Source organism: Rhizobacter sp. P2_G4, from assembly GCF_056403575.1.
Genome location: NZ_JBFUFG010000001.1, coordinates 36,729 through 58,428, shown reverse-complemented (window position 1 = coordinate 58,428; position 21,700 = coordinate 36,729). Strand labels below are relative to the sequence as shown.

Sequence of the window (21,700 nt, the reverse complement as noted above, 5' to 3'; positions counted from 1 at the left end):
CTCTGTCGCCGTCTTCAGCCCCTCGCTCACCCCATCACCAAGCCATCCGCAACCCAGCCTGGACGACCCGGTTCTCGGTGATGTACTCCTTCAGGTCCCCGGTCGAGACCGAGAAGCCGGCGTAGAGGAAGGTTGACTTCGACAAGCCATAGCGCCCCGCAAAAGCCGCCTTGCCCAGCGTCACGTCCTGACCCGCTGCGCTCTCGTACTTCACCCCCGAGTAATTGACGCCCAAGGTCAGGGCCCCGACCGGGATCTCCACCCCCACCGTGTAGCCGTCGATCTTCGCCACCGTGAACGTGCCCTTGCCGCTCGTCACCGACAGGTTCGACCCGGTGAAGGCGCCATTGCCTGCGGTGGTCGTCAGGTCGTCATTGCGCTGGATGCCACCCAGCACCTTCAGCACCCCGAAGTTGTAGTTCGCCGCCAGGGTCAGCGACTTGTTCGTGTTGTCACCCGTCGTGCGCGACTTGTTCCACTCGTACGACACCGCCGCATTCAGTGGCCCCGACGAAAAGCCGAACTTGGTGCCATGGAAACGGTCCGCCGTTGCCTCGCCCGGAGCCAGCTGCGCGGCCACGTAGAAGCCGCCCATCGACGGCGTCTGGTACTGGATCACGTTGTTCGCACGTGGCGCATTCAGCCAGAACGGCAACGCCTTGCCCAGGTTCGTGACCCCGGTGCCCTGGTTGTTCACCGCCGCATTGCCGAACGGGTTCGACAGCCCCATCGTCGAGTCTTCCAGGATGTACTGGCGGCCCAGGCGCACCTCGCCGAACGAGGCGGAGGACAAACCCACATAGGCCTGGCGGCCGAAGGCGAGACCGCCCTGGCCCAAGGCGCCGGTGTCGGCCGACAAGCCGCCTTCCAGCACCGCGTTGGCACGCAGGCCACCGCCCAGGTCTTCAGCCACGCGCACGCCCCAGCGCGAGCCGTTCAGGCCGTTGACCACACCGTCGTTGAGCTTCCAGACGTTGGTGCCGCCGGCGGCACTGCCGGCCTTGTAGTTGTCCACGGCCAGGTCGATCAGGCCGTACAGCGTGACGCTGGACTGGGCCTGCGATGCGCCGGCCGCCAGCAGTGCGGCCGCGGCCAGGAGGGCCTTCTCGATGGTTCGGGTTTGCATGTCTCTCTCCTCGGGTTGAATGAAGTCGTTGGTCAGCACGATCTGATGAGCGCAGGGATTGCAGCACCGCGCGCGCGGTGCGGATAGCCGTGTCTCCCCCAACTGAGCGCTCATCGCGCTGCTTGAGCGATCAGCGCTCGAAAGCGGGGTTATTCCCGGTCTCGCGCGCCAGCAGCCACGCCATCAAAGCAACGGTCGCAGTGCCTGCGCCACTTCATACAAGAGCGGCAGCAGCTTGGTCTCCATCTGCTCCCGGGTGTACGAGATCGATTGCATCGTCATGCCGACTGCCCCCTTGCACTCGCCCTTGCGGTCGCGCAGCGCGGTGGCGATGCCGCACAGCCCGAGGTCGAGCTGCTGCTCGGTCACCCAGTGGTCGAGCGTGCGTGCCGCGCGCACGTGCTCGCGGAAGACCTCGGGCGTGGTGACGGTGTGCGACGTGAAGGCATGGAAGTCATGCGCGGCGATCCAGCGGTCGAGCTCGTTGTCACCCATCGCCGACAGCATCACGATGCCCGGCGTGACCACATGGGCCGGCGCACGCGCCCCCGCGTGGTAGCCGATGGACACCACGCGCGGCGAGTTGCTGCGCGCCACATAGACCACCTCATGGCCGTCGAGCACGCTGACGTTGACCGTCTCGCCGCACTGCATCGACACGCGCTGGATGAAGGGCTGCACCAGCCGCGGCAGGCGGGCCGCGCCGAGGTAGCTCTGGCTCAGCCGAAGCACGCGCGGCGTCAACCAGAACAGCTTGCCGTCGGTGCCGGCATAACCGAAGTGCACCAGGCTCAACAGATAGCGGCGGGCCGCGGTGCGCGTGAGGCCAGTGAGGTGCGCGGCCTCGCTCGGCGTGAGCCGCGGGTGGTCGTCGTCGAAGGCTTCGATCACGCGCAAGCCCTTGCCCAGCCCTTCGATCAGGTCTTTCTTGTCGATCTGAAACGCGGTCTCTTCCATGCCTTTGCTGTTGCCCTCGCTCGCCCGTGGAAACCCGAATAACGAGCGATGGTCGCTCAGCGTGAGCGATCGTCGCGCATTTCGCGGTCGACCCGCTTGTGGGTAACCCGATGCGTGCCTACGCTTCGCCTCCACTGCTGAACGAGCGCGACCACTTTTTTCTCATGAACATCTCCGGCACCACACGCGTCTTTCTGATCCTGGGCGACCCCGTGGCCCAGGTTCGTGCGCCCGAGGCCTTCAACCACCTGTTCGCACAGCACGGCGTTGACGCGGTGCTGGTGCCGGCGCACGTCTCGCCCGACGACCTCGACAGCTTTGCGCTCAACGCACTCAAGGCACGCAACATCGCCGGCCTGTGGCTGGCCATCCCGCACAAGACCGCGATGGTCAGCCTGCTCGACCAGTGCGACCGCCTGGGCCACAGCGCCGGTGCCGTGAACGCGGTGCGGCGCAATGCCGACGGCACGCTCGAAGGCGCGCTGTTCGACGGCGTGGGCTTCACCAAGGCGCTCAAGCACTTCGGCGTGCCGGTGCCGGGTAAGCGCGTGCTGGTGGTGGGTGTGGGCGGTGGCGGTGTGGCGATCGCCACCTCGCTCGCTGCCAACGGCGCGGGCCGCATCGCGCTGTACGACAGCGCCCACGGCCGCACGGCCGAGGTTGCGCAGCGGCTGTCGGCGGAGTTCGGCGTCGAGGTGGTGTCGGTCGACACACCCGACCCGGCGGGCCAGGATCTGGTGGTGAACGCCACGCCGCTCGGCCTGAAGGCCGGCGACCCGCTGCCCTTCGACGTGGCACGGCTGGATGCGAACACCGCCGTGGTCGACATCCTGATGAAGAACCAGCCGACCCCCTTGCTGCAGGCCTGCCATGCGCGCCACATCGTCGCCCACCCGGGCTTCGAGATGATGGTGCAGCAGGTGCCGGAGTACCTGTCCTTCTTCGGCTACGACGACATCGCCAGGGCGGTGCAAGCCGATCCGTCAGACGTCCGAAAGCTGTTTACCCCAGGCTGACTGAAGGGCCTTCACGAGTTCAAATCCAAACAACAGGAGACATGTATATGAACAAACTTCCACACAGCGTGACCTTCGCCGCCGCGCTAGTCGCCGCAACCACGGCCGCGCAGGCGCAGACCATCAAGCTCGCCGTGATCCAGGAGCTCTCGGGTGCCGGCGCCACCGCCGGCACCAACGCCAAGAACGGCATCGAGCTCGCAGTGAAAGAGATCAATGCCGCCGGCGGCATCCTCGGCAAGAAGCTCGAGACGATGGTCAACGACACCCAGTCCAACCCCGGTGTGGCCAAGGGCCTGGCCACCAAGGCGGTGGACGACGACGTATTCGCCGTGCTTGGCCCCACCTTCTCGGGCTCGGTGCTCGTGAGCATGGCCGAGACCAAGCGCGCGGAGATCCCCAACTTCACCGGCGGCGAAGCCACGCCGATCACGCAGCAAGGCAACCCGTACATCTTCCGCACCAGCTTCACGCAGGCCTCGTCGATGCCGAAGGTGACGCGCTACATCGCCAACAACCTCAAGGCCAAGACGGTGGCGGTGATCTTCGTCAACAACGACTTCGGCAAGGGCGGGCGAGATGCCTTCGACAAGGCCGCCGAAGCGAGCGGGCTGAAGGTGCTGGCCGACATCTCCACCGAGTCCGGGCAGGTGGACTTCGCGTCCCCCGTGCTCAAGGCCAAGCAGAGCAACGCCGACGTGCTGTTCGTCTACACCAACGAGGAAGAGTCGGCCCGCGCGTTGAAAGAACTGCGCAAGCAAGGCTGGAGCAAACCCATCATCGGCGAGACCACGCTGACCGGGCAAAAGGTCATCGACCTCGCTGGCGAAGCCGCCAACGGCGCCATCGCCCACGTGGGCCTCACGGTCGACGCGCCCAACCCCAACGTGCGCGCCTTCCGCAGCAAGTTCGAGAAGGAATACAAGTACGTCTCGGACCACAACGGCATCAAGGGCTACACCAGCGTCTACATGCTGAAGGCCGCCATCGAGAAGGTCGGCAAGCTCGACCGCGTGGCCACCGCGAAGGCTCTGCACGGCCTCACGATCTCGGCCGCCAAGGAACCCGGCGTGCTGATGGACGTGACCATCGATGCAAACGGCGACCTCGACCGCGAGAGCTTCATCGTCGAGGTGAAGAACGGCAAGCAAGAGGTCAAGGAAGTGCTGCCGCCTTTGGGTAAGAAATGACGAGCACCCCCGGAGGCCGCTTCGCAATGAGCAGCGAGCAAGTTATCAAGCAACGCCCCGTGGAACCGGCTTTGCCGGGCCACCGGGGTGGCGCCCCTCGGGGGCAGGAGCGCAGCGACTGGGGGGCCTCACCCCCATGACCGACTTTCTTCAACTGGTGCTGTCCGGCATGGCGACCGGCAGCATCTATGCGCTCGCCGCGTTGGGCTTCACATTGCTGTGGCAGGCCTCCGGCACGATCAACTTCGCGCAGGGCGAGTTCGTCATGCTGCCGGCGTTCACGATGCTGGGGCTCATCAGCGTAGGCCTGCCGCTGTGGGCGAGCTTTCTCGTCACGTGCGCGCTGGCCGTGCTGGTGCTAGGCTGGGGTTTCAAGCGCGGGGTGGCCGACCCGCTGCTGAAGTTCGGGCTGATGCCCATCGTGGTGGCCACCATCGGCCTCGCGATCGCGATGCGCAACGGCATCCGCGCCGGATTCACGGCAGAGGCCCACCCTTTCCCCAGCCTGTTCGCCGACAAGCTGTTCAACGTGGCCGGCGTGACCGTCACGCTGGTCGACCTGGGCACGTTGGTGATGGCGCTGGTGCTGGTGCTGGGCACGCAGGCCTTCTTGGCGAAGACGGTGACCGGCCGCGCGATGCAGGCCGTGGCGCAGAACACCGACAGCGCCACCGTGCTCGGCATCAACGTGCCGCGCATGGTGTTCTATACCTTCGCCATCAACGCGCTGCTCGCCTGCGCGGCGGCGCTGTTGGTGACACCAACCTACCTCGCCAAGTTCGACATGGGCGAGCCGCTTGGCACCAAGGCCTTCTTCGCCGCGATCATCGGCGGCTTCAACAACTCGCGTGGGGCGCTGCTGGGTGGGTTGATCGTGGGGGTGGCGGAGAACCTGGCGTCGGCGTACATCTCGCCGGCTTACAAGGATGCGGTGGCGCTGGTGGTTTTCATGTTGGTGATTTTGTTCAAGCCGCAGGGGTTGTTGGGTGTGAAAGAGGAGCGAAAGGTATGAGCTTCTCGGTTGTGTTTCCTCGCGTATCTCACACCGTTCGGGCTGAGGTATCGAAGCCTCGCTTTTGCGCATTTCTTGTTCACTGCGTGAGGCCGCGCCGGGATGTCGCCCCGGCAGGCGACCTACTTTCTTGTATCGACAAGAAAGTAGGCAAAGAAGCGACCCCTGCCGACTCGGCCCTTGCTGCGCAAGGGCTGCCTTGCGCTGCTCGGTCTTTGCAGCTCGCGCCCAACTCGCTTCGCGGCCTGCGGCCGCTGCGCTCAGACAAACGGCGCGAAGTCAGAGGACGAAGCGTGCTGCGCACGCAGCTGCAAAGCCCTGTGCTGCTCAGCTCGTCCGAAGGGGGAGACGAACACCAGACTCTGCTCGCTTCGCATCGCACGATGACGCGTCGCTTCGCTCGCCCGATGCGAAGCGAGGCGTCGGGAAGTTGCGAAGCAACGACCCGTATTGCTCTTGGGCCCCGTGGGTGGCGTCGAGGAGCGCAGGGGTTTGGGGCCGCGCGCGCAAGCGCGCTTCGTGAACTGACTTCGCGCCGTTTGTCTGAGCGCAGCGGCCGCAGGCCGCGAAGCGAGTTTGGCGCGGGCCCCAAAGACCGAGCATCGCAGAGCAGTCGGCCAAAGGCCGACCGCCACCGTCGGGTCCCCCTTTCTTTGGTGACTTTCTTTCGGGGAAGCGAAAGAAAGTTACTGCCCTGTCGGGGGCACATCCCGACATCGGCCTCACGCAGTGAACAAGACCAGCATGCGAATGCAGGCACGCCGCCGGCAAACGCACGGAGCGAATCGACATCCGCAGACCCGACGACGCGCACGAGCAAGAAACTCCCATGAAACAACCACTCCTCGCCGGCGCCCTAGCCCTAGCGCTGCTCATCGCCGTCCCCCCCTTCATGAAGAGCTACGGCCTCTACCTCTTCAGCTACTGGCTGATCTTCGTGATCGCCAACATGGGCCTCAACCTCACCATCGGCTACGCCGGCCAGAAGTCGCTCGGCCACGCCGCCTTCTTCGGCATCGGGGCCTACACCGTCGCCATCCTGCTGAAGGCCGGCTTCAGCTTCTGGATCGGCCTGCCGCTGGCCATCGTCGGCTGCTTTGTGGTCGGCATCGGCCTCGGCTTCCCGGCGCTGCGGGTGCAGACCATCTACCTCGCGTTCGCGACGCTGGGCTTCAACACGGCCGTGTGGCTGGTCATGCGCAACGAAGAGTGGTTGACCGGTGGCACCTTCGGCATCAACAACATCGCGCGGCCTTCGCTCTTCGGCTTCTCGCTGGACAAGAACCTTCCGTACTACTACTTCATCCTCGGCACGACGCTGGTGCTCGGTGCGCTGCTGTGGAAATTGTTGAACTCGCCCTGGGGCAAGGCCTTCACCGCGCTGCGCGACAACCCGATCCGTGCCGAGAGCCTGGGCGTGAACATCCAGGCCTACACGCTGCTGTCGTTCGCGATCGGCGCGGCGTACGCGGGTGCGGCCGGTGCGCTGTTTGCATCGCTGGTGCAGTTCATCGAGCCGGCGCCGTTCACCGTGGGGGCGTCGATCATGATGTACCTGATGGTGGTGGTCGGTGGCTCGGGCTACTTCTTCGGCCCGCTGATCGGCTCGGCCGTGGGCGTGCTGCTGCCCGAGTGGTTGCGCTTCGCGCAGGGCTGGTACCTGTTCGTCTTCGGCAGCGCGGTGGTGCTGCTGATGCTGTGGCTGCCCGATGGGCTGCTGAGCATTCCCGACCGCATCAAAGCCAAGCGCGTGGCGCGTGAGGCTTCGGCGGCACGTGCTGCGGCCGCGGCTTCCGTCGGAGCTCAGCCATGAGCGTGCCGCTGCTGAAAGTGACGGACCTGAAGAAGTCGTACGGCGCGGTCGTGGCCGTGGCGGGCGTGTCTTTCGAGGTGATGCCCGGCGAAATCTTCGGTGTGATCGGCCCCAACGGGTCGGGCAAGACGACCATGTTCAACAGCGTGCTGGGCCAGATCAAGCCCAACGCCGGCAAGATCGAACTGAAGGGGGCGGACATCACCGGCCTGTCGCCGCTGCAGCTGAGCCACCGCGGCGTGGGCCGCACCTTCCAGACACTGCAGGTGTTCGGCAAGATGAGCGTGCGCGACAACCTGCTGGTGGCTGCGCAAGAGCACCACGGCAGCATGGGCAGCCGCATGTTCGCGCCGAGCGATTCGGGCCTGGGCGCGAAGGCCGACGCGTTGATCGCGCAGTTCCGCATCGGGCATGTGGCGCACAAGAAGGCGGGCGAGCTGAGCTACGGCCAGCAGAAGCTGGTCGACATCGCGATGGCCTTCATGAGCGAGCCCGACCTGGTGCTGCTCGACGAGCCCTGCGCCGGTGTGAACCCGAGCCTGGTGGGCGGCATCAGCACGCTGCTGAAAGACCTGAACCGCGACCATGGATCGGGCAAGGAGCGGAGTAGCTTCATCGTCATCGAGCACAACATGGACTTCGTGATGGACCTCTGCCACCGCATCATGGTGATGGTCGAAGGCAAGGTGCTGGCTATAGGCACGCCCGCAGAAATCCGCGCGAACAAGCAGGTGCTTGATGCCTACCTCGGGAACTGACGCGATGAGCACGGACATCTGCATTGAATTCGATGATGTTGTCGCGGGCTATGGCGACTTCATGATCCTCAACAACCTGAGCCTGAAGGCCAAGCGTGGTCAGATCACGCTGCTGCTGGGGCCGAACGGCGCTGGCAAATCCACCGTGCTGAAGACGCTGTTCGGCATGCTGAAGGTGCGCCAGGGCCGCATCAAGCTCGATGGGCAAGACATCACCGGTGCGAGCGCAAAAGACCTGCTGGTCAAGCACGGCGTGGCCTTCGTGCCGCAGGGGCGCAACCTGTTCGGCCAGCTCACGGTGTGGCAGAACCTCGAGCTGGGCGGCATCACGCTCGGCATGAAGACCACGCACGAGCGCATCCCCGAGGTGCTGGAGCGCTTTCCGCGTGTGAAGGAGCGCATTCACAGTCAGGCGTCTGCGCTCTCGGGCGGTGAGCAGAAGCAGCTGGAGATCGCGCGCGCGATGTTGCTAAGGCCCAAGGTGTTGCTGATCGACGAGCCCTCGATCGGCCTCTCGCCGATGGTGGTGGCCGATGTGTTCAAGCTGCTGCGCACGCTGGCCGAGCAGGGCACCACGGTGCTGATGGTCGAGCAGAACGTGAAGAGCGCGCTGAAGATGGCCGACGAGGCGATCGCGCTCGAATCGGGCCGGCTGGTGCTGCACCGCCGCGCCGACGAACTGCTGGCCGACCCGCACATCGAGCGGCTCTTCCTCGGCGGCGCGCACGCCATGGCGTCGAAGGTGGCGTGATGGCATTGCGCCTCGCGATCGCAGGCGCCGGCCAAGTCGGCCGCGCCCATGCCGAGCGAATTCGCGCGACGCCCGAATGCACGCTGGCAGCGATCGCCGACCCGTCGCCGGCTGCCGCGGCCTGGGTTCGCGAGATGGGCGTGCCGGGCTTTGCGACGCTGGACGAGATGCTCGCCGCCACGCAGCCCGATGGCGTGATCCTCGCCACACCCAATGCGCTGCATGTGTCCGGCGCGCTGGCTTGCCTGCAGCACCGCGTGCCGGTGCTGGTGGAGAAGCCGGTGGCCGACACACTCGCCGAGGCACAGCACTTGGTGGCGGCCACCGAGGCCAGCGGCGTGCCGGTTCTGGTCGGCCACCACCGGCGGCACAGCACCATCCTGCAGGCCGCGCGGCAGGTGATCGCCAGCGGCCGGCTCGGCAGGCTCGTCACGGTGAACGGCAGCGCCACCTTCCGCAAGCCCGATAGCTATTTCACCGAGGGCCCGTGGCGCACGCAGCACGGCGGCGGGCCGATCCTCATCAACCTCGTGCACGAGATCGACAACCTGCGCGCACTGGTCGGCGACATCGTCGAGGTGCAGGCGCTGGCCTCCAACGCCGCGCGTGGTTTCGAGGTGGAAGACACGGTGGCCATCAACCTGCGTTTTGCCAACGGCGTGCTCGGCACCTTCTTGCTGTCGGACGCGGCCGCCAGCCCGCGCAGCTGGGAGCAGACCTCGGGCGAGAACAAGCGCTACGACCGCCACGCCGATGAAGACTGCTATGTGATCGCCGGCGATCGCGGCTCGCTCGAGGTGCCGACCATGCGGTTGCGCCGTTATGCCGGCCCGGCGTCGTGGTGGGAGCCGATGGCCACCGAGGTGATCGCCGTGCCCGAACTCGACCCGCTGCAACAACAGCTGCTGCATTTCTGCGCGGTGATCCGCGGCGAAGTTCAGCCCCTCGTCACGGCTGCAGACGCCATGCGCACGCTCGAGGTCACGCTGGCCGTGGCACAGGCCGCCGCGACGCGCCAGCCCATGCGCCTCGCAGCCTGACTCCCAATGACCCAAGGACACCCATGAAGACCGTTCTCATCCTCAACGGCCCCAACCTCAACCTGCTGGGCACGCGCGAGCCCGGCATCTATGGCGCCACAACGCTGACCGACGTGGAAGCGATGTGCCACGAGGTGGCCGCGCGCCACGAGTTGGCCATCGACTTCCGCCAGAGCAACCACGAAGGCGTGCTGATCGACAGCCTGCACGAGGCCGGTCGCGCCTTCAAGGCCGGCACGCTGCTGGGCGTGGTGTTCAACGCCGGCGCCTACACGCACACCTCGCTGGCGCTGCACGATGCGATCAAGGGCATCGACGCGCCGGTGATCGAGGTGCACATCTCCAACGTGCACGCACGCGAGGCCTTCCGCCACCACTCGTGGCTGTCGCCAGTGGCGGCCGGCATCGTGGTGGGTTTCGGCACCGACGGCTATGCGCTGGCGATCGAGGGGCTGGTGATGCGCGCGAAGGCGCGCTCCTAGCCCGACGCTTCAGCGCCATCACATCAAGGAGCACGACCATGGACACCGCACTGCAACGCGAAGGCCTCCAGGCGGCCAGCAACCCGCTGGGCATGGACGGCATCGAGTTCATCGAATACGCCACCACCAAGCCGCAGGCGCTGGGCCAGGTGCTCGAGACCATGGGCTTTCATCCGGTGGCGCGCCACCGCTCGCGCGAGGTGCTGCTGTACCGGCAGGGCGACATGAACGTGATCGTCAACGCCCACGTGCCCGAGGTGAGCAGTGCCAACGCACCCGGCGCCACACCCACCATTGCCGCCATTGCGCTGCGCGTGCGCGATGCCGCCAGCGCCTACAGGCAGGTGCTGGAGCGCGGGGCCTGGGCGGTGCCGACACACGTGGCGGTGATGGAGCTCAACATCCCGGCCATTCATGGCGTGGGCAGCAGTCGCATCTACTTCGTCGACCGCTACAAGGAGTTCTCGATCTATGACGTGGACTTCATCCCCATTCCCGGCGTCGACCCGCGCCCGCCGGCACTCACCGGCCTGCACTTCTTCGGCGCGGTGCAGTACATCGGCGTCGACCGTTCCTACGACTGGACCGAGTTCTACGCCGAGCTGTTCGGCTTCAGCGCGCTGCCCGACGAAGAGCGCTTCGGCATCCTGCCCAAGGGCCATGTGCTGCGCAGCCCCTGCGGCAGCTTCTATCTGCAGATGATCGAGCCCGAGCCGGGCCAGCTCGACATCGACGGCAGCGAATACTTCACCCGCATCGGCCTGGGCACGCCCGACGTGCAGGCGAGCGTCGCGGCACTGCGCGCACGCGGCGTCGGCTTCTCCGGCTCGGCCGCGGTGCCGGTCGGGCCGCGCGGCGCGCTGACCGACACCCAGCTCGGCAGCGTGTCCTTCGAGCTGGTGCTCGACAGCCGCAGCTGAAGGAGCCAGCCATGAGCCAGTTCACCGGCAACATCGACGACTTCGGCATGGACACCATCTCGCTGGCGGGCCCGCTGCCGGCCAAGCTGCAGGCGGTGCGCGCGGCCGGCTTCACGCAGATCATGCTGTCGGCACGCGACCTCACCGGGCATGCCGAGGGCGTGGACGCCGCCGTGCAGGCCGTGCGCGACAGCGGCCTGCGCGTCACCGGCTTCCAGGTGCTGCGCGACTTCGAAGGCCTCACCGGCCAGCTGCGTGAGTACAAGGTCGACATCGCCAAGTCGATGCTGGAGATGTGCGCAGCGGTGGGCTCGCGCGTGCTGCTGGTGTGCTCGTCGACCTCGACGCACGCCAGCGAGGACCTCGACGTGATCGCGCGCGACCTGCGCCGCCTGGCGATGCTCGCGGTGCCGCACGGCATCAAGGTCGCATTCGAGGCGCTCTCGTGGGGCCGCACGATCAACGAGTTTCCGCAGGCCTGGGACGTGGTGTGCCGCGCCGATGCCCCCAACCTCGGCATCGGCCTCGACTCCTTTCACAGCTTCGCGATGAAGACCTCGCTCGACGAGCTGGAGCTCATCGACCCCGACAAGATCTTCCTCGTGCAGCTGGCCGACTTCATGTGGAACGAGATCCGCTCGGTGGAGGAGCGCATCAACACGGCGCGTCACTTCCGCGTCTTCCCCGGTGAAGGGGTGCACAGCGAGCAGGTGGCCGACATGGTGCTGCGCCTGGACCGGCTCGGCTACCGCGGCGACTACAGCTTCGAAGTCTTCAACGACGACTACCAGCAGATGCGCACCAACGTGGTCGCCGAGCGTGCGCTGCGCTCGGCGCAGTGGCTGGGCGAAACGATCCTGCAACGATCGGTGCCGTTGCCGGGGCAGATGCGGTTGAAGGCGGCGCGCTGACGCAACAGTGCGTGCTGAGCGCACTCCAACTCAGCGCCAGAACCCCACATGCGGCACCGAGGCCTCGCCGATCAGGCAAGGCCCGATCGTCTCGATCGCATGCGGTGACGCACGAAACACATCGCGGCAAGACAACTCCGCATCGCGCTGCTCGCTGACGTCGCCGCGAAACACTCGCAGCCGCACCGCATCGATGCCGAACACCACACGCGGGATGCCCGACCAGAAGATGGCGCCGGCACACATCACGCACGGCTCGCCCGAGGCGTACATCGTTGCGCCGGACAGCAGCTCGCGCGGGTGGCGCGGTGTGGCTTCGCGCAAGGCATTCACCTCGGCATGCGCGGTGCAATCGCCCGTTTCTCCGTTGCTGTTGATCGCCTCGGCCAGCACCTGACCATCGGCGGTCGCGATCACTGCACCGAAGGGCCGGTTGCCACGCTGCCGCGCCATTGCCGACATCTCGATCGCGCGGCGAAGGTAGAGCGCATCGTGCTCACCCAGCGCTTGTTCCAGGGGACCGCTCATGCCTTCACCATCCGCTCGGCCTTGGGCGGCAAGAAGCTCAGGTTGTAGACCGCTGCTGCATCCGGCTTACTCTTCAGCGCGAAGGTCTCGCTGACCTCGGCCACCTGCTGTTCTACAAACGCCCTGCGCACGTCGCCCACACCATGCTCGCGCGTGTCGGCGCCGAGCACATAAGCCTGCGTGATCTTCCAGCGCTCGGCCTCGACCTTCTCGTCGATCATCGGTTCACGCTGCTTCACGTACGCCATCGCGGCGATCGGGTTGGCGATGGTTTCCATCACGCCGCGGTTGGTGGCGCGCACGAACGCGGCCACCGCTTTCGGGTTCTCGTTGATCAGCTTGGTGGCGGCCAGCACCGCGTTGCCATACACCGCGAGGCCGGTGCTGGCGAACGGCAGCACGCTCAGCTCATCGGGCTTGATGCGCTGGAACAGCGAGACAGCGGAGTCGTGGAAGTAGGTGGCACCGTCGACGTCGCCGCGCACGATCACGTTGTCGCGCTGGCTGAAGTCGGTGGTGATCCATTCGAACGCGTCGGCCTTCACGCCCGCGTGCTTGGCGGCCATCGGCCAGCAGCGCTTAGTGGACTCGACCGCGGCCGCGGCGATGCGCTTGCCTTGCAGGCTCTTGAAGTCGGCGGTGATGCCACGGTCCTTGCGGCCGATGATCGCGAAGGGTGCGCGGTTGTAGTACTGGTAGACCGCTTGCACCAAGCCCGGCTGGGTGGCGTTGAACTCGATCAGCGAACTGATGTCGCCGAAGCCCAGGTCGTAGGCGCCGCTCGCGGTGCGGGTGATCGACGCGACCGAGCCGCTGCCGACGTCGATGCTCACGTCGAGCCCTTCGTCCTTGTAGTAGCCCTTGTAGAGCGCGAGCAGGAAGGGCGCGGTCTGGCCGCTGATGCGGAAGTCGAGCGTGAACTTGATGCGGGTGGGGTTCTGCGCGAAGACGAAGGGCGTGGCGATGGTGGCGAGGCTGGCGGCAGTGGATTGGATGAAATGGCGGCGTTGCATGGTGGGGCTCCGGTGGGTTGAGAAGAAACGGATGGCCAACGTCCTGTTCGGGGAAGTACCCGAACGGAACGCGCGCTGGCGAAAACTCAGGCCGCAGCCTGGATGGGAATGACCGCGTGCTCGTGGGCATTCCCGCGGTGGATCTCGCGCTCGCCATGCCGGCCGAGCAGCTCCAGCAGCTTCTTGCGGATCAGCATGCCGGGCCGGTCGCTGTCCATCGAATACTCGACGCCGCGGCGTCGGGTGTCGATCACCGCATCGGGGTCGGTGGACTCGAGGATGTCCTTGTCTTCACGTGTGATCTCTTCGTCGAAGTCGATCAGCATCTGCGCGGGGCAATCGGCCTCGGTGTCGTTGCGGAACAGCCATTGGCACAGCTGGATGTGCCCGTCGTCGATCGGCGTGAAGCAGTTGATGATGATGTGCCTGATGCCGGACGGGTACTCGATGTCCAGCCGCCGCGAGAACGGCAGGAAGTACGCGTTGCGCATGTGGCGCGTGGTGACCTCATCCGTCACGCCGCTGATGCGCTGGTAGCGCGCCGGGTTGGCCGCGGGGATTACCGTCTCGGCGTAGAAGCCGGTGTCGCTCTCCACCAGCTCGTACTTGCTCGGCGTGGGCTGCGCGGCCACGCCGAAGGTGGCGCGGTGCACGAAGCTGAAGTGCGAGTTGTCGAAGCTGTTCTCCAGCGCGCGCATCGGGCTCGTGCTCCAGCGCTCGTAGAACTGGAAGATGGTGCGCCAGCCCGGCGCGCCGAACTCGGGCACGGCGGGAATGTCGGCGATGGGCTCGTCGAGCGCCACCCAGGCGTAGCCGTAGCGCGCCGTGCAGTGATAAGCCGGCGTGCAGTAGTCGGGCGGGATCGGCCGGTCGTCGGCGTACTGCGGGATGCGCACCACACGGCCGCTGCGGTCGTAGGTCCAGCCGTGATAACCGCACTGCAACTGCCCATTCACGCATTGGCCCTTGGACAGCTTGGCGGTACGGTGGCAGCAGCGGTCTTTCAATGCCGCAGGCTGGTCCTGGGCATCGAGAAACAGCACTATGTTTTCGCCCAGCAGCGTGAACGGTTGCGGGCCATCGGCCAGCAGAGACAGCGGCATCACCGCATGCCAGTGCTTGCGGAAGACAGGTTGACGGGTGGTCAGCATGAGAAGCGCTCCTGGCCCGTGCGGGCCATCTCGAAGTGGAGATTCCCGTCAGGGCACAGCGCTTCACCGAGGGGGCATAAAGCGCGGCACTTCTTCAGGGCACTTCGAGAGCAATTTCCGGCCGCTTGGCGCTGATGCGGCACCGGCTGGTGCCGTGCTGGTGCATCTGCGCGTTGCGGTGAACGCTTCTACTCTCGTTGCGCCAGATCAAGCAGATGGCGTGCCAACTTGCTATTTCGAACGGCCATCGAAGTGATGCACCGGCACGGCATCGAGATCGATGTTCTCGAGGCATCGGATGTTGATGGCCGCCATGCGGTTGCCCTTCGGGTCGACGCCCTCGCCGTGCGTGTGGATGCCGCAACGCGTGCAGAAACGATGATGGATGACGTGCTTGTTGAAGGTGTAGTGGCCGGCTGCATCGTCGGGCGTCAGCAGCGTCATCGCGTCGCGCGGCACGAACCACAGCAGCGAACCTTTGCGAGAGCACATCGAGCAATTGCAGGCCATCGCGCCGGTCAGCTCGCCTTCGACCTGGAACGCCACTGCGCCGCAGTGGCAACTGCCTTGGTAGGTCATGTGAAGTCTCCTTTGTCGAGGTAGGCGGCGAGGCGGTCGGCGAACTGCTCCCAGCCGACCAGGTGCTCGTCTCGCGACGTCGCCGTCGGCAGCCCGCTCTGGCGAAAGCGCATCAGCGTCTTGTCGGCTCCTTGCTCGTTGAAGCTCACCTCGATGAGCGTGACGGTGTCGGCCACGCCATCGTTCTCCCACGCGAAGGTGAATGACAGACGCTCCGGTTCGACGATCTCGCGGTAGGTGCCGCGCTGCCACAGGTCCTGGCCCTTCGGCGAACGGATGCAGATGCGGTAGTGCCCGCCGGGGCGGAAGTCGATCTCGCACGAGGGCGTGGTGAAGTCGCGGCCTGACGAATCGCGAGGCCCCCACCAGCGCACCAGGTGCTCGGGCGACGTCCACACGCTGAAGGCGAGCGAGCGTGGCACGTTGAGCAGCCGCGTGATGATGAGTTCGTGCGCATCGGCCAGCTTGGCTGCGTCATTTCTTTCGGCCATGGGCGGTCTCCTTGGTGTGCAGTTCATCGAGGTAGCCGGCCATGCGGTCGAAGCTCGCGTCCCAGAAGCCTCGATAACCGTCCAGCCAGTCGGAAGCCTCCTTCAGCGGCGCGGCCTGCAGGCGGCGCGGGCGCCACTGCGCCTCACGGCCGCGCTCGATCAGGCCGGCGCGCTCCAGCACCTTGAGGTGCTTGGAGACGCTGGGCAGCCGCATGTCGAACGGGGCGGCCAGTTCGTTCACCGTGGCCTCGCCCTGGGTCAGCAGCCCGAGGATGGCGCGGCGCGTCGGGTCGGCCAAGGCGGCGAAGGTGGCGTTCAGGCGGTCGGGGTTCATGTGTATTTACCTGATCGGCTAAGTAGCCATCAAGATAAATACAAAGCCGGCCGACGTCAAGCGAAGTGCCGTGAGCAGCGGGGTCTTGAGGTGCAGGCCCCGCGCTTGGAACGAGATGCTGTCGATCTCGCGGGTCAACAGGGCCGGGCGCCGCGCTCGGCCTGGCGCGGCACCGGGCCCTGCAGTTCGGCGATCAGGCGGCCTTGACTGCCTCGTCGCCCGGTACCACCGTCACGACCGGCCGCCTCTGGAAGCCGCGGGCCTGCGTTTCCAGTTCTTTCAGCGGCTGGCCGCGCAGGGCCTCCTGCCCATGTGCGCCGTTGAAGTTGGCGGTGCGCATCTGCTGGAAGTGGCGCGAGGCCCAGGTGGTGGTGACATCGAGCGCGGCATCGGTGCCGCTGTCGGTGAAGAGCTCCGACTTGGGGTGCGCTGCGTCGTAGTGGATGTAGAAGTAGCCGGCCTCCTTGCGGAAGCCCTTGGTCGGTGCGTCGCGCCAATGCAGGCGGCCGAGCACCTGGAGCTGTCCCTTGCGGCCCTGTGGTGTCTTGAACACCCAGATGAATTCGGGCTGGCCGTCGGCCAGGATCTGCAGCTTCTCCGAGGTCGACTTGAAGTAGCCCGGCAGGCCGGCTTTCATGTCCTGCTCGAAATTTCTCCAGTAGTAGAAGGCGTCCATGGTCTCCTCTTTCTCTTCGTCAAGGGGTTGTGGCGTCCGCGACTCAGCGCTGCGGACATGGACCGAGTGTGACAGCACCGTGGCAGCTGCCCAATGGCCGCACCCCGCTCAGGGCAAACCCGGGGGTCGTACGCTCGGTCACTTCACCCTTTCAAGGATGCAGGCTCCATGAAGATCGACCTCTCGAACAAGACCGCCATCGTCACCGGCTCGACCGCCGGCATCGGTTTCGCCATCGCCCGCGGCCTCGCCGAAAGCGGCGCCAGCGTGGTGGTCAACGGCCGAACGCAGTCATCGGTCGAAACCGCGCTCGCCGAACTGAAGGACGCCTTGCCCGGGGCCAGCGTGCGCGGCGTGGCGGCCGACCAGGGCACGGCCGAAGGCGTGGTGAGCTTGCTGGCCGCGGTGCCGGAGGCCGACATCCTCGTCAACAACGTGGGCATCTACGGCCCGCAGGACTTCTTCGACACGCCCGACGAGCAGTGGCAGCGCTTCTTCGACGTCAATGTGATGTCGGGTATACGCGCCTCGCGCGCCTATCTGAAGGGCATGGTTGCCCGCGGTTGGGGCCGCGTGGTGTTCATCTCGTCGGAGTCGGGGCTCAACATTCCGGCGGACATGATTCACTACGGCTTCACCAAGACGGCCAACCTCTCGATCTCGCGCGGGCTGGCCAAGCGTGTGGCGGGCAGCGGCGTCACGGTGAATGCGGTGCTGCCGGGGCCGACGATGTCCGACGGCGTGGGCACCATGCTCAAGTCGGCGGCCGAGAAGTCGGGCCAGACCATCGAGCAGGTGGGCAACGCCTTCGTGAAGAGCCAGCGCTCCAGCTCCATCATCCAGCGCATGGCCACGGTCGAGGAGGTGGCGAACCTCGTGGTCTATGTGTGTTCGCCGCAGGCCTCGGCGACGACGGGTGCTGCGCTGCGGGTGGACGGCGGGGTGGTCGACACGATTGCGTGACGCCACGGGTTGGCGCCTATCCGCCTGACTGCGGCCAGGCGCGTGTTGTCGCCGAAGGCTCAGCCCTGAGCAGCCGGTGGCATCGACGCCGGATCCATCCACAACGCAGCCCACATGTGGCCATCGGGGTCGGCGAGGTCCCGGGTGTACATGAAACCCATGTCCTCGGCCGGGTTCACATCGGCCTGCCCGCCGTGGGCCGCGGCGGCACGGTTCATTTCGTCGACGGCATCGCGGCTGTCCAGGGCCAGCGAGAGCATCGACCCGGCCGACCCGGCCGCCGGGAATGGCCGCTGCGTGAAGGTGCGCCACTTGGGGTGGGTGACCAGCATCACGTAGATCGCCTCGCTCCACACCATGCAGGCGCCGTCGTCGCTGCTGAATTGCGGGTTCAGCGTGAACCCCAGGGCCTTGTAGAAGGCGGTCGAGGCGGTGAGGTCGGTGATCGGCAGGCTCAGGAAGATCATCTTTGTCATGGGGTTGTTCCAGTTGGTTGTCTGAGGGCCTGAAGCCTTCATTTGTGAAGCGCTCCAACCCCACGACGATCAACTACCGCCGGAATCGACAACAGAGCATCGCCCGTCTCGAAAATCCGGTCGGTCCCGCGCAGCGCGCTCCGATTCCGCTCAGAACCCCAGCGCCAACCCGGTGTTGCGCCGCGGGTCGTTCGCACCATAGAACCGGTTCTTGCCCACCGGCTTGCCGTCGAGCGACGGCGCGCCGACGATGATCGCTGCCACGTGGTTGGCCGGCTGCGGGTCGCTCAGCTTGTGCCCCATCGCGACCAGCAGCTTGCGTGTGTCGGGGCTCAGGCCGCGCGGCTCGACCGAGGTGGTCTCGGGCAGCCACTGCTGGTGGAAGCGCGGCGCGTCTACTGCCTCCTGGATGTTCATGCCGTAGTCGACCACGTTGAGGATGGTGTGCACCACCACCGTGATGATGCGGCTACCGCCGGGCGTGCCCAGCACCATCAGCGGCTTGCCGTCGCGCGAGACGATGGTCGGGCTCATCGAGCTCAGCGGGCGCTTGCCCGGCGCGATGGCGTTGGCCTCGCCCTGCACCAGGCGGTACATGTTGGGCACGCCCACCTTGACGGTGAAGTCGTCCATCTCGTTGTTGAGCAGCACGCCGGTGTTGCCGGCCGTCACGCGTGCGCCGAACCAGTCGTTCAGCGTGTAGGTCACCGACACGGCGTTGCCCGCCTTGTCGACGATGGAGTAGTGCGTGGTGTTGCTGCCCTCGTGCGGCGGCACGCCCGGCTTGATCTCGGCCGAGACGCCGGCCTTGGCCGGGTCGATCACGGCGCGGATCTTCTCGGCATAGGCCTTGTCGAGCAGGCGGGCCAGCGGGTTCTGCACGAACTCAGGGTCGCCGAGGTAGCTGTTGCGGTCCATATAAGCATGGCGCATCGCCTCGATCTGGTAGTGCACGCCTTGTGCCGCGCCGTAGCCCAACTCTTTCAACGGATAGCCTTCGAGCACGTTGAGGATCTCGCAGACCACCACGCCGCCCGAGCTCGGCGGCGGCGCCGACACGATGTGCACGCCGCGGTAGTCGCACTCCACCGGCGCGAGCTCACGTGTGCGGTACTGGGCCAGGTCTTCCCGCGTCACGATGCCGTTGCCCGCACGGCTCGAGGTCGCGATGGTCTTGGCCACCGGCCCGGTGTAGAAGCCGGCCTCGCCCTTCTGCGCGATGAGGCGCAGCGTCTTCGCCAGGTTCTTCTGCACCAGGCGCTGCCCGACCTCGAAGGGCTCACCCTTGTTCAGGAAGATCGCGGCCGAGTCGGCATCCTTGCGGAAGTCTTCGGTTGCGACCTGCAGCATCTCGATGTCACCCTGCTCGAGCACGAAGCCGCGTTCCGCAAAGCGGATGGCCGGCGCCAGCAGCGCGCCGCGCGACAGCGTGCCGTACTTCGCGCGTGCCATCTCGAAGCCCGACACCGAACCCGGCACGCCCACCGCGAGGTGGCCGCGTGTGCTCAGGTTCTTCACGACATTGCCGCTGGCGTCGAGGTACATGTCGGGTGTGGACGCGAGCGGCGCCTTCTCGCGGAAGTCGAGAAAAGTCTTGCGGCCGTCGGCGAGCTGAATGGTCATGAACCCACCGCCACCGAGATTGCCAGCGGCCGGGTAGACCACGGCGAGCGCATAGCCCACGGCCACGGCCGCATCGACGGCGTTGCCCCCTTTCTTCAGCACGTCGACGCCGACCTGTGTGGCCAGGTGCTGGGCCGTCACGACCATGCCGTTCTCGGCCGCCACCGGTGCCACCGAGGCGGCATGGGTGAGAGGTGACGCCAGCACTGACCACAGGCTGGCGAAGGCCGCAGCGAACGTGCGCAGCGAAGGGGCAATGCTCATGATGTCTCCTTGGATCGCGCGGCCGACGTGGCCGCCGAGGTCGAGGCAATGTAGCGCCGGCATACCGCTCGCGTTGCATCAAGGGGTTTCAGAGCAGACCCCGTAAGCGCTCAAGGAACGGCGCAGAGCCAGGCGCGCAGACTGCACAGAAACAGCAGCAAATACAATCGCTCCCCCACTGACGACATGACACTGATCTTGAACACGACCTTGAAAGCAACTCGCCCCAGCAAGAAACTCGCGCAAACCGCAGCGAAGACGGAAGAGGGAGTGAGTCACGCCGCAAAAGAAGCGCAAGCAGCCCAGGCCGCCAAAGCCGTCATAAAGACTGTTCTCGTGGCGTCGTATGGCTGGCCCACCGACGCCATGCTGCCTTCCACAAAGCAAACCTCGAAGCGCTGAGCAGCGAGCAACGGTGCGCAGGGCGCGGCATCCGACACAGCGCTCCGGTCTGAAACTGTCTCGGTCCTGAACGGCAGAGGAAATCGATGGCCTTGCACACCTGGTTGCTCTATCTCGTCGCTGCATTCGGCCTGTCGCTCACGCCGGGCCCGAACAGCCTGCTGGTGCTGACCCATGGTGCTCTTCACGGGCACCGCAAGACGCTGTTCACAGTGGCGGGCGGCGCGATCGGGTTCGTGGTGCTGATCGCGTTGTCGATGGTCGGCATCGGCGCCTTGCTGAAGGCCTCGGCCCACGCATTGACGGTGCTCAAGCTGATCGGCGGCCTGTACCTCGTCTGGCTCGGCATCCAGCTGTGGCGCGCACCGGCCATCCAGCTCCGGGCCGATGCGTCGAAAGAAAACACGCGTGGCACCGAGCTGTTCCGCCAGGGCCTTCTGACGGCAGTGTCGAACCCGAAGGCCTTGCTGTTCTACGGCGCCTTCATGCCGCAGTTCATCGACCCGAACCGCGACCTGCTGCTGCAGTTCGCCATCATGGCGACCAACTTCGTGGTGATCGAGTTTCTGGTCGAGTACCTGCTGGCATTGCTGGCCCACCGCATCCGGCCTGTGCTCGAACGCGTGGGCAAGAAGTTCAACCGGGTTTGCGGCGGCATGTTCGTCGCGATGGGCATCGCGCTGCCGATGACGAACTGAGGCCCGCGTTCAGGCAAACGCGCGGGGCGGCAGCGGGTTCGCCAAAGGTTCCTGAATGGAACACTGCCACCATCCCACGTCGTGCCAGGCGCCGCGCTTGAAGCCGACGTTGCGGTAGATCCCTATCGGCTTGAAACCGACCTACTCATGCAGGCCCACGCTGGCCTCGTTCGGCAGCGCGATGCCGGCGAAGGCCTGGAAGTAGCCGAGCCCGGCAAGCTCTTCGAACAGCGCTCCGTAGAGCGCCTTTCCGACACCTTGGCCTCGGCTGTCGGCGCGCACGTACGAGGTCGTGTCGACCGACCACTGATAGGCCGCGCGCTCGCGATGCCGCCCTGCGTAGACGTAGCCGTTCACCACGCCCTGCTCGTCGAGCGACACCAGCCAGGGCAGCAGCTTCAGCGTGGAGACCACGCGGGCGCGCATCTCCTCGACGGATGGTGGTTCGGTCTCGAACGAGATCACCGTGTCACGACGATCGGTGCGTAGATGGCGGCGATGGCCTCGGCATCGGTGGGGTTGGCAA

General features: G+C 66.1%; 25 protein-coding genes. 13 read left to right on the top strand and 12 right to left on the bottom strand.

Going from position 1 to position 21,700, the window contains the following annotated elements; translation table 11 throughout:
• Positions 1–34: 34 nt before the first annotated feature.
• Positions 35–1,126 (bottom strand): porin, encoded by a 1,092-nt coding sequence (locus AC1DYS_RS00295; protein WP_477894919.1) that lies wholly within the window; start codon positions 1,124–1,126, stop codon positions 35–37.
• Positions 1,127–1,309: 183 nt separating this feature from the next.
• Positions 1,310–2,083, bottom strand: a complete 774-nt coding sequence (locus AC1DYS_RS00290) for an IclR family transcriptional regulator domain-containing protein (RefSeq protein ID WP_047498055.1) — start codon at positions 2,081–2,083, stop codon at positions 1,310–1,312.
• A gap of 164 nt (positions 2,084–2,247) precedes the next feature.
• On the opposite strand from AC1DYS_RS00290, the gene AC1DYS_RS00285 reads away from it, so the two are divergent.
• From AC1DYS_RS00285 to AC1DYS_RS00240, 10 genes are all read left to right on the top strand, one after another.
• Positions 2,248–3,099 carry a shikimate dehydrogenase family protein gene (locus AC1DYS_RS00285; RefSeq protein ID WP_477894916.1) on the top strand — a complete coding sequence of 284 codons (852 nt, stop codon included), beginning with the start codon at positions 2,248–2,250 and terminating at the stop codon, positions 3,097–3,099.
• Between the two features lie 47 nt (positions 3,100–3,146).
• On the top strand, positions 3,147–4,289 hold the full coding sequence (locus tag AC1DYS_RS00280; RefSeq protein WP_477894914.1) for an ABC transporter substrate-binding protein: 1,143 nt from the start codon (positions 3,147–3,149) through the stop codon (positions 4,287–4,289).
• Between the two features lie 136 nt (positions 4,290–4,425).
• Positions 4,426–5,301 (top strand): branched-chain amino acid ABC transporter permease, encoded by an 876-nt coding sequence (locus tag AC1DYS_RS00275; RefSeq protein ID WP_477894912.1) that lies wholly within the window; start codon positions 4,426–4,428, stop codon positions 5,299–5,301.
• Between the two features lie 829 nt (positions 5,302–6,130).
• Complete coding sequence (locus AC1DYS_RS00270; RefSeq protein WP_477894910.1) at positions 6,131–7,114, top strand: branched-chain amino acid ABC transporter permease; 984 nt, start codon at positions 6,131–6,133, stop codon at positions 7,112–7,114.
• Positions 7,111–7,872, top strand: a complete 762-nt coding sequence (locus AC1DYS_RS00265; protein ID WP_477894908.1) for an ABC transporter ATP-binding protein — start codon at positions 7,111–7,113, stop codon at positions 7,870–7,872. The genes AC1DYS_RS00270 and AC1DYS_RS00265 overlap by 4 nt, the downstream gene beginning before the upstream one ends.
• Positions 7,873–7,876: 4 nt before the next feature.
• On the top strand, positions 7,877–8,623 hold the full coding sequence (locus AC1DYS_RS00260; RefSeq protein ID WP_477894906.1) for an ABC transporter ATP-binding protein: 747 nt from the start codon (positions 7,877–7,879) through the stop codon (positions 8,621–8,623).
• A complete protein-coding gene (locus AC1DYS_RS00255; protein ID WP_477894904.1) occupies positions 8,623–9,663 on the top strand; it encodes a Gfo/Idh/MocA family protein in 1,041 nt (346 codons plus the stop codon). The genes AC1DYS_RS00260 and AC1DYS_RS00255 overlap by 1 nt, the downstream gene beginning before the upstream one ends.
• Before the next feature lie 23 nt (positions 9,664–9,686).
• A complete protein-coding gene (aroQ, locus tag AC1DYS_RS00250; protein WP_477894902.1) occupies positions 9,687–10,145 on the top strand; it encodes a type II 3-dehydroquinate dehydratase in 459 nt (152 codons plus the stop codon).
• A gap of 38 nt (positions 10,146–10,183) precedes the next feature.
• Positions 10,184–11,065: a 4-hydroxyphenylpyruvate dioxygenase gene (locus tag AC1DYS_RS00245; protein WP_477894900.1), complete on the top strand. Its 882-nt coding sequence runs from the start codon at positions 10,184–10,186 to the stop codon at positions 11,063–11,065.
• Positions 11,066–11,076: 11 nt separating this feature from the next.
• The gene (locus AC1DYS_RS00240) at positions 11,077–11,976 is read left to right on the top strand and encodes a sugar phosphate isomerase/epimerase family protein (RefSeq protein WP_477894898.1); all 900 of its coding nucleotides are present in this window, start codon (positions 11,077–11,079) and stop codon (positions 11,974–11,976) included.
• A 30-nt stretch (positions 11,977–12,006) separates the two neighbouring features.
• Here AC1DYS_RS00240 and AC1DYS_RS00235 read toward each other — a convergent pair whose 3' ends face one another.
• The 7 genes from AC1DYS_RS00235 to AC1DYS_RS00205 form a co-directional block, all read right to left on the bottom strand.
• Positions 12,007–12,504, bottom strand: a complete 498-nt coding sequence (locus AC1DYS_RS00235; RefSeq protein WP_477894896.1) for a nucleoside deaminase — start codon at positions 12,502–12,504, stop codon at positions 12,007–12,009.
• Positions 12,501–13,517, bottom strand: coding sequence for an ABC transporter substrate-binding protein (locus AC1DYS_RS00230; RefSeq protein WP_477894894.1), 1,017 nt, complete (start codon positions 13,515–13,517; stop codon positions 12,501–12,503). The genes AC1DYS_RS00235 and AC1DYS_RS00230 overlap by 4 nt, the downstream gene beginning before the upstream one ends.
• 86 nt (positions 13,518–13,603) lie before the next feature.
• Positions 13,604–14,668, bottom strand: coding sequence for an aromatic ring-hydroxylating dioxygenase subunit alpha (locus AC1DYS_RS00225; protein ID WP_477894892.1), 1,065 nt, complete (start codon positions 14,666–14,668; stop codon positions 13,604–13,606).
• 231 nt (positions 14,669–14,899) lie between these two features.
• Positions 14,900–15,247, bottom strand: a complete 348-nt coding sequence (locus tag AC1DYS_RS00220; protein WP_477894891.1) for a GFA family protein — start codon at positions 15,245–15,247, stop codon at positions 14,900–14,902.
• Positions 15,244–15,738 (bottom strand): SRPBCC family protein, encoded by a 495-nt coding sequence (locus AC1DYS_RS00215; protein ID WP_477894889.1) that lies wholly within the window; start codon positions 15,736–15,738, stop codon positions 15,244–15,246. The genes AC1DYS_RS00220 and AC1DYS_RS00215 overlap by 4 nt, the downstream gene beginning before the upstream one ends.
• Positions 15,722–16,072, bottom strand: a complete 351-nt coding sequence (locus tag AC1DYS_RS00210) for an ArsR/SmtB family transcription factor (RefSeq protein ID WP_477894887.1) — start codon at positions 16,070–16,072, stop codon at positions 15,722–15,724. The genes AC1DYS_RS00215 and AC1DYS_RS00210 overlap by 17 nt, the downstream gene beginning before the upstream one ends.
• Positions 16,073–16,265: 193 nt before the next feature.
• The gene (locus tag AC1DYS_RS00205) at positions 16,266–16,748 is read right to left on the bottom strand and encodes a hypothetical protein (protein ID WP_047497994.1); all 483 of its coding nucleotides are present in this window, start codon (positions 16,746–16,748) and stop codon (positions 16,266–16,268) included.
• 168 nt (positions 16,749–16,916) lie between these two features.
• Here AC1DYS_RS00205 and AC1DYS_RS00200 point away from each other — a divergent pair, with 168 nt between their 5' ends.
• A complete protein-coding gene (locus AC1DYS_RS00200) occupies positions 16,917–17,711 on the top strand; it encodes an SDR family NAD(P)-dependent oxidoreductase (RefSeq protein WP_477894884.1) in 795 nt (264 codons plus the stop codon).
• Positions 17,712–17,770: 59 nt separating this feature from the next.
• On the opposite strand, the gene AC1DYS_RS00195 is transcribed toward AC1DYS_RS00200, so the two are convergent.
• Together AC1DYS_RS00195 and ggt are read right to left on the bottom strand one after the other, a co-directional pair.
• Positions 17,771–18,187 carry a VOC family protein gene (locus AC1DYS_RS00195; protein WP_477894882.1) on the bottom strand — a complete coding sequence of 139 codons (417 nt, stop codon included), beginning with the start codon at positions 18,185–18,187 and terminating at the stop codon, positions 17,771–17,773.
• 150 nt (positions 18,188–18,337) lie between these two features.
• The gene (gene ggt, locus AC1DYS_RS00190) at positions 18,338–20,074 is read right to left on the bottom strand and encodes a gamma-glutamyltransferase (RefSeq protein ID WP_477894880.1); all 1,737 of its coding nucleotides are present in this window, start codon (positions 20,072–20,074) and stop codon (positions 18,338–18,340) included.
• A gap of 186 nt (positions 20,075–20,260) precedes the next feature.
• Here ggt and AC1DYS_RS00185 point away from each other — a divergent pair, with 186 nt between their 5' ends.
• Positions 20,261–20,476, top strand: coding sequence for a hypothetical protein (locus tag AC1DYS_RS00185; protein ID WP_047497979.1), 216 nt, complete (start codon positions 20,261–20,263; stop codon positions 20,474–20,476).
• Between the two features lie 86 nt (positions 20,477–20,562).
• Positions 20,563–21,174: a LysE family translocator gene (locus AC1DYS_RS00180; RefSeq protein WP_477894878.1), complete on the top strand. Its 612-nt coding sequence runs from the start codon at positions 20,563–20,565 to the stop codon at positions 21,172–21,174.
• A 141-nt stretch (positions 21,175–21,315) separates the two neighbouring features.
• Here the strand turns inward: AC1DYS_RS00180 and AC1DYS_RS00175 are convergent, their stop codons facing one another.
• The gene (locus tag AC1DYS_RS00175; protein WP_477894876.1) at positions 21,316–21,639 is read right to left on the bottom strand and encodes a GNAT family N-acetyltransferase; all 324 of its coding nucleotides are present in this window, start codon (positions 21,637–21,639) and stop codon (positions 21,316–21,318) included.
• Between the last annotated feature and the right edge of the window lie 61 nt (positions 21,640–21,700).

Coding starts and splice junctions, on each gene's coding strand:
- aroQ (WP_477894902.1), top strand. CDS start 9,687: ATGAAGACCGTTCTCATCCTCAACGGCCCCAACCTCAACCTGCTGGGC.
- AC1DYS_RS00195 (WP_477894882.1), bottom strand. CDS start 18,187: ATGACAAAGATGATCTTCCTGAGCCTGCCGATCACCGACCTCACCGCC.
- AC1DYS_RS00180 (WP_477894878.1), top strand. CDS start 20,563: ATGGCCTTGCACACCTGGTTGCTCTATCTCGTCGCTGCATTCGGCCTG.
- AC1DYS_RS00200 (WP_477894884.1), top strand. CDS start 16,917: ATGAAGATCGACCTCTCGAACAAGACCGCCATCGTCACCGGCTCGACC.
- AC1DYS_RS00215 (WP_477894889.1), bottom strand. CDS start 15,738: ATGGCCGAAAGAAATGACGCAGCCAAGCTGGCCGATGCGCACGAACTC.
- AC1DYS_RS00225 (WP_477894892.1), bottom strand. CDS start 14,668: ATGCTGACCACCCGTCAACCTGTCTTCCGCAAGCACTGGCATGCGGTG.
- AC1DYS_RS00220 (WP_477894891.1), bottom strand. CDS start 15,247: ATGACCTACCAAGGCAGTTGCCACTGCGGCGCAGTGGCGTTCCAGGTC.
- AC1DYS_RS00260 (WP_477894906.1), top strand. CDS start 7,877: ATGAGCACGGACATCTGCATTGAATTCGATGATGTTGTCGCGGGCTAT.
- AC1DYS_RS00245 (WP_477894900.1), top strand. CDS start 10,184: ATGGACACCGCACTGCAACGCGAAGGCCTCCAGGCGGCCAGCAACCCG.
- ggt (WP_477894880.1), bottom strand. CDS start 20,074: ATGAGCATTGCCCCTTCGCTGCGCACGTTCGCTGCGGCCTTCGCCAGC.
- AC1DYS_RS00205 (WP_047497994.1), bottom strand. CDS start 16,748: ATGGACGCCTTCTACTACTGGAGAAATTTCGAGCAGGACATGAAAGCC.
- AC1DYS_RS00265 (WP_477894908.1), top strand. CDS start 7,111: ATGAGCGTGCCGCTGCTGAAAGTGACGGACCTGAAGAAGTCGTACGGC.
- AC1DYS_RS00295 (WP_477894919.1), bottom strand. CDS start 1,126: ATGCAAACCCGAACCATCGAGAAGGCCCTCCTGGCCGCGGCCGCACTG.
- AC1DYS_RS00285 (WP_477894916.1), top strand. CDS start 2,248: ATGAACATCTCCGGCACCACACGCGTCTTTCTGATCCTGGGCGACCCC.
- AC1DYS_RS00230 (WP_477894894.1), bottom strand. CDS start 13,517: ATGCAACGCCGCCATTTCATCCAATCCACTGCCGCCAGCCTCGCCACC.
- AC1DYS_RS00185 (WP_047497979.1), top strand. CDS start 20,261: ATGACACTGATCTTGAACACGACCTTGAAAGCAACTCGCCCCAGCAAG.
- AC1DYS_RS00240 (WP_477894898.1), top strand. CDS start 11,077: ATGAGCCAGTTCACCGGCAACATCGACGACTTCGGCATGGACACCATC.
- AC1DYS_RS00270 (WP_477894910.1), top strand. CDS start 6,131: ATGAAACAACCACTCCTCGCCGGCGCCCTAGCCCTAGCGCTGCTCATC.
- AC1DYS_RS00290 (WP_047498055.1), bottom strand. CDS start 2,083: ATGGAAGAGACCGCGTTTCAGATCGACAAGAAAGACCTGATCGAAGGG.
- AC1DYS_RS00210 (WP_477894887.1), bottom strand. CDS start 16,072: ATGAACCCCGACCGCCTGAACGCCACCTTCGCCGCCTTGGCCGACCCG.
- AC1DYS_RS00275 (WP_477894912.1), top strand. CDS start 4,426: ATGACCGACTTTCTTCAACTGGTGCTGTCCGGCATGGCGACCGGCAGC.
- AC1DYS_RS00280 (WP_477894914.1), top strand. CDS start 3,147: ATGAACAAACTTCCACACAGCGTGACCTTCGCCGCCGCGCTAGTCGCC.
- AC1DYS_RS00255 (WP_477894904.1), top strand. CDS start 8,623: ATGGCATTGCGCCTCGCGATCGCAGGCGCCGGCCAAGTCGGCCGCGCC.
- AC1DYS_RS00235 (WP_477894896.1), bottom strand. CDS start 12,504: ATGAGCGGTCCCCTGGAACAAGCGCTGGGTGAGCACGATGCGCTCTAC.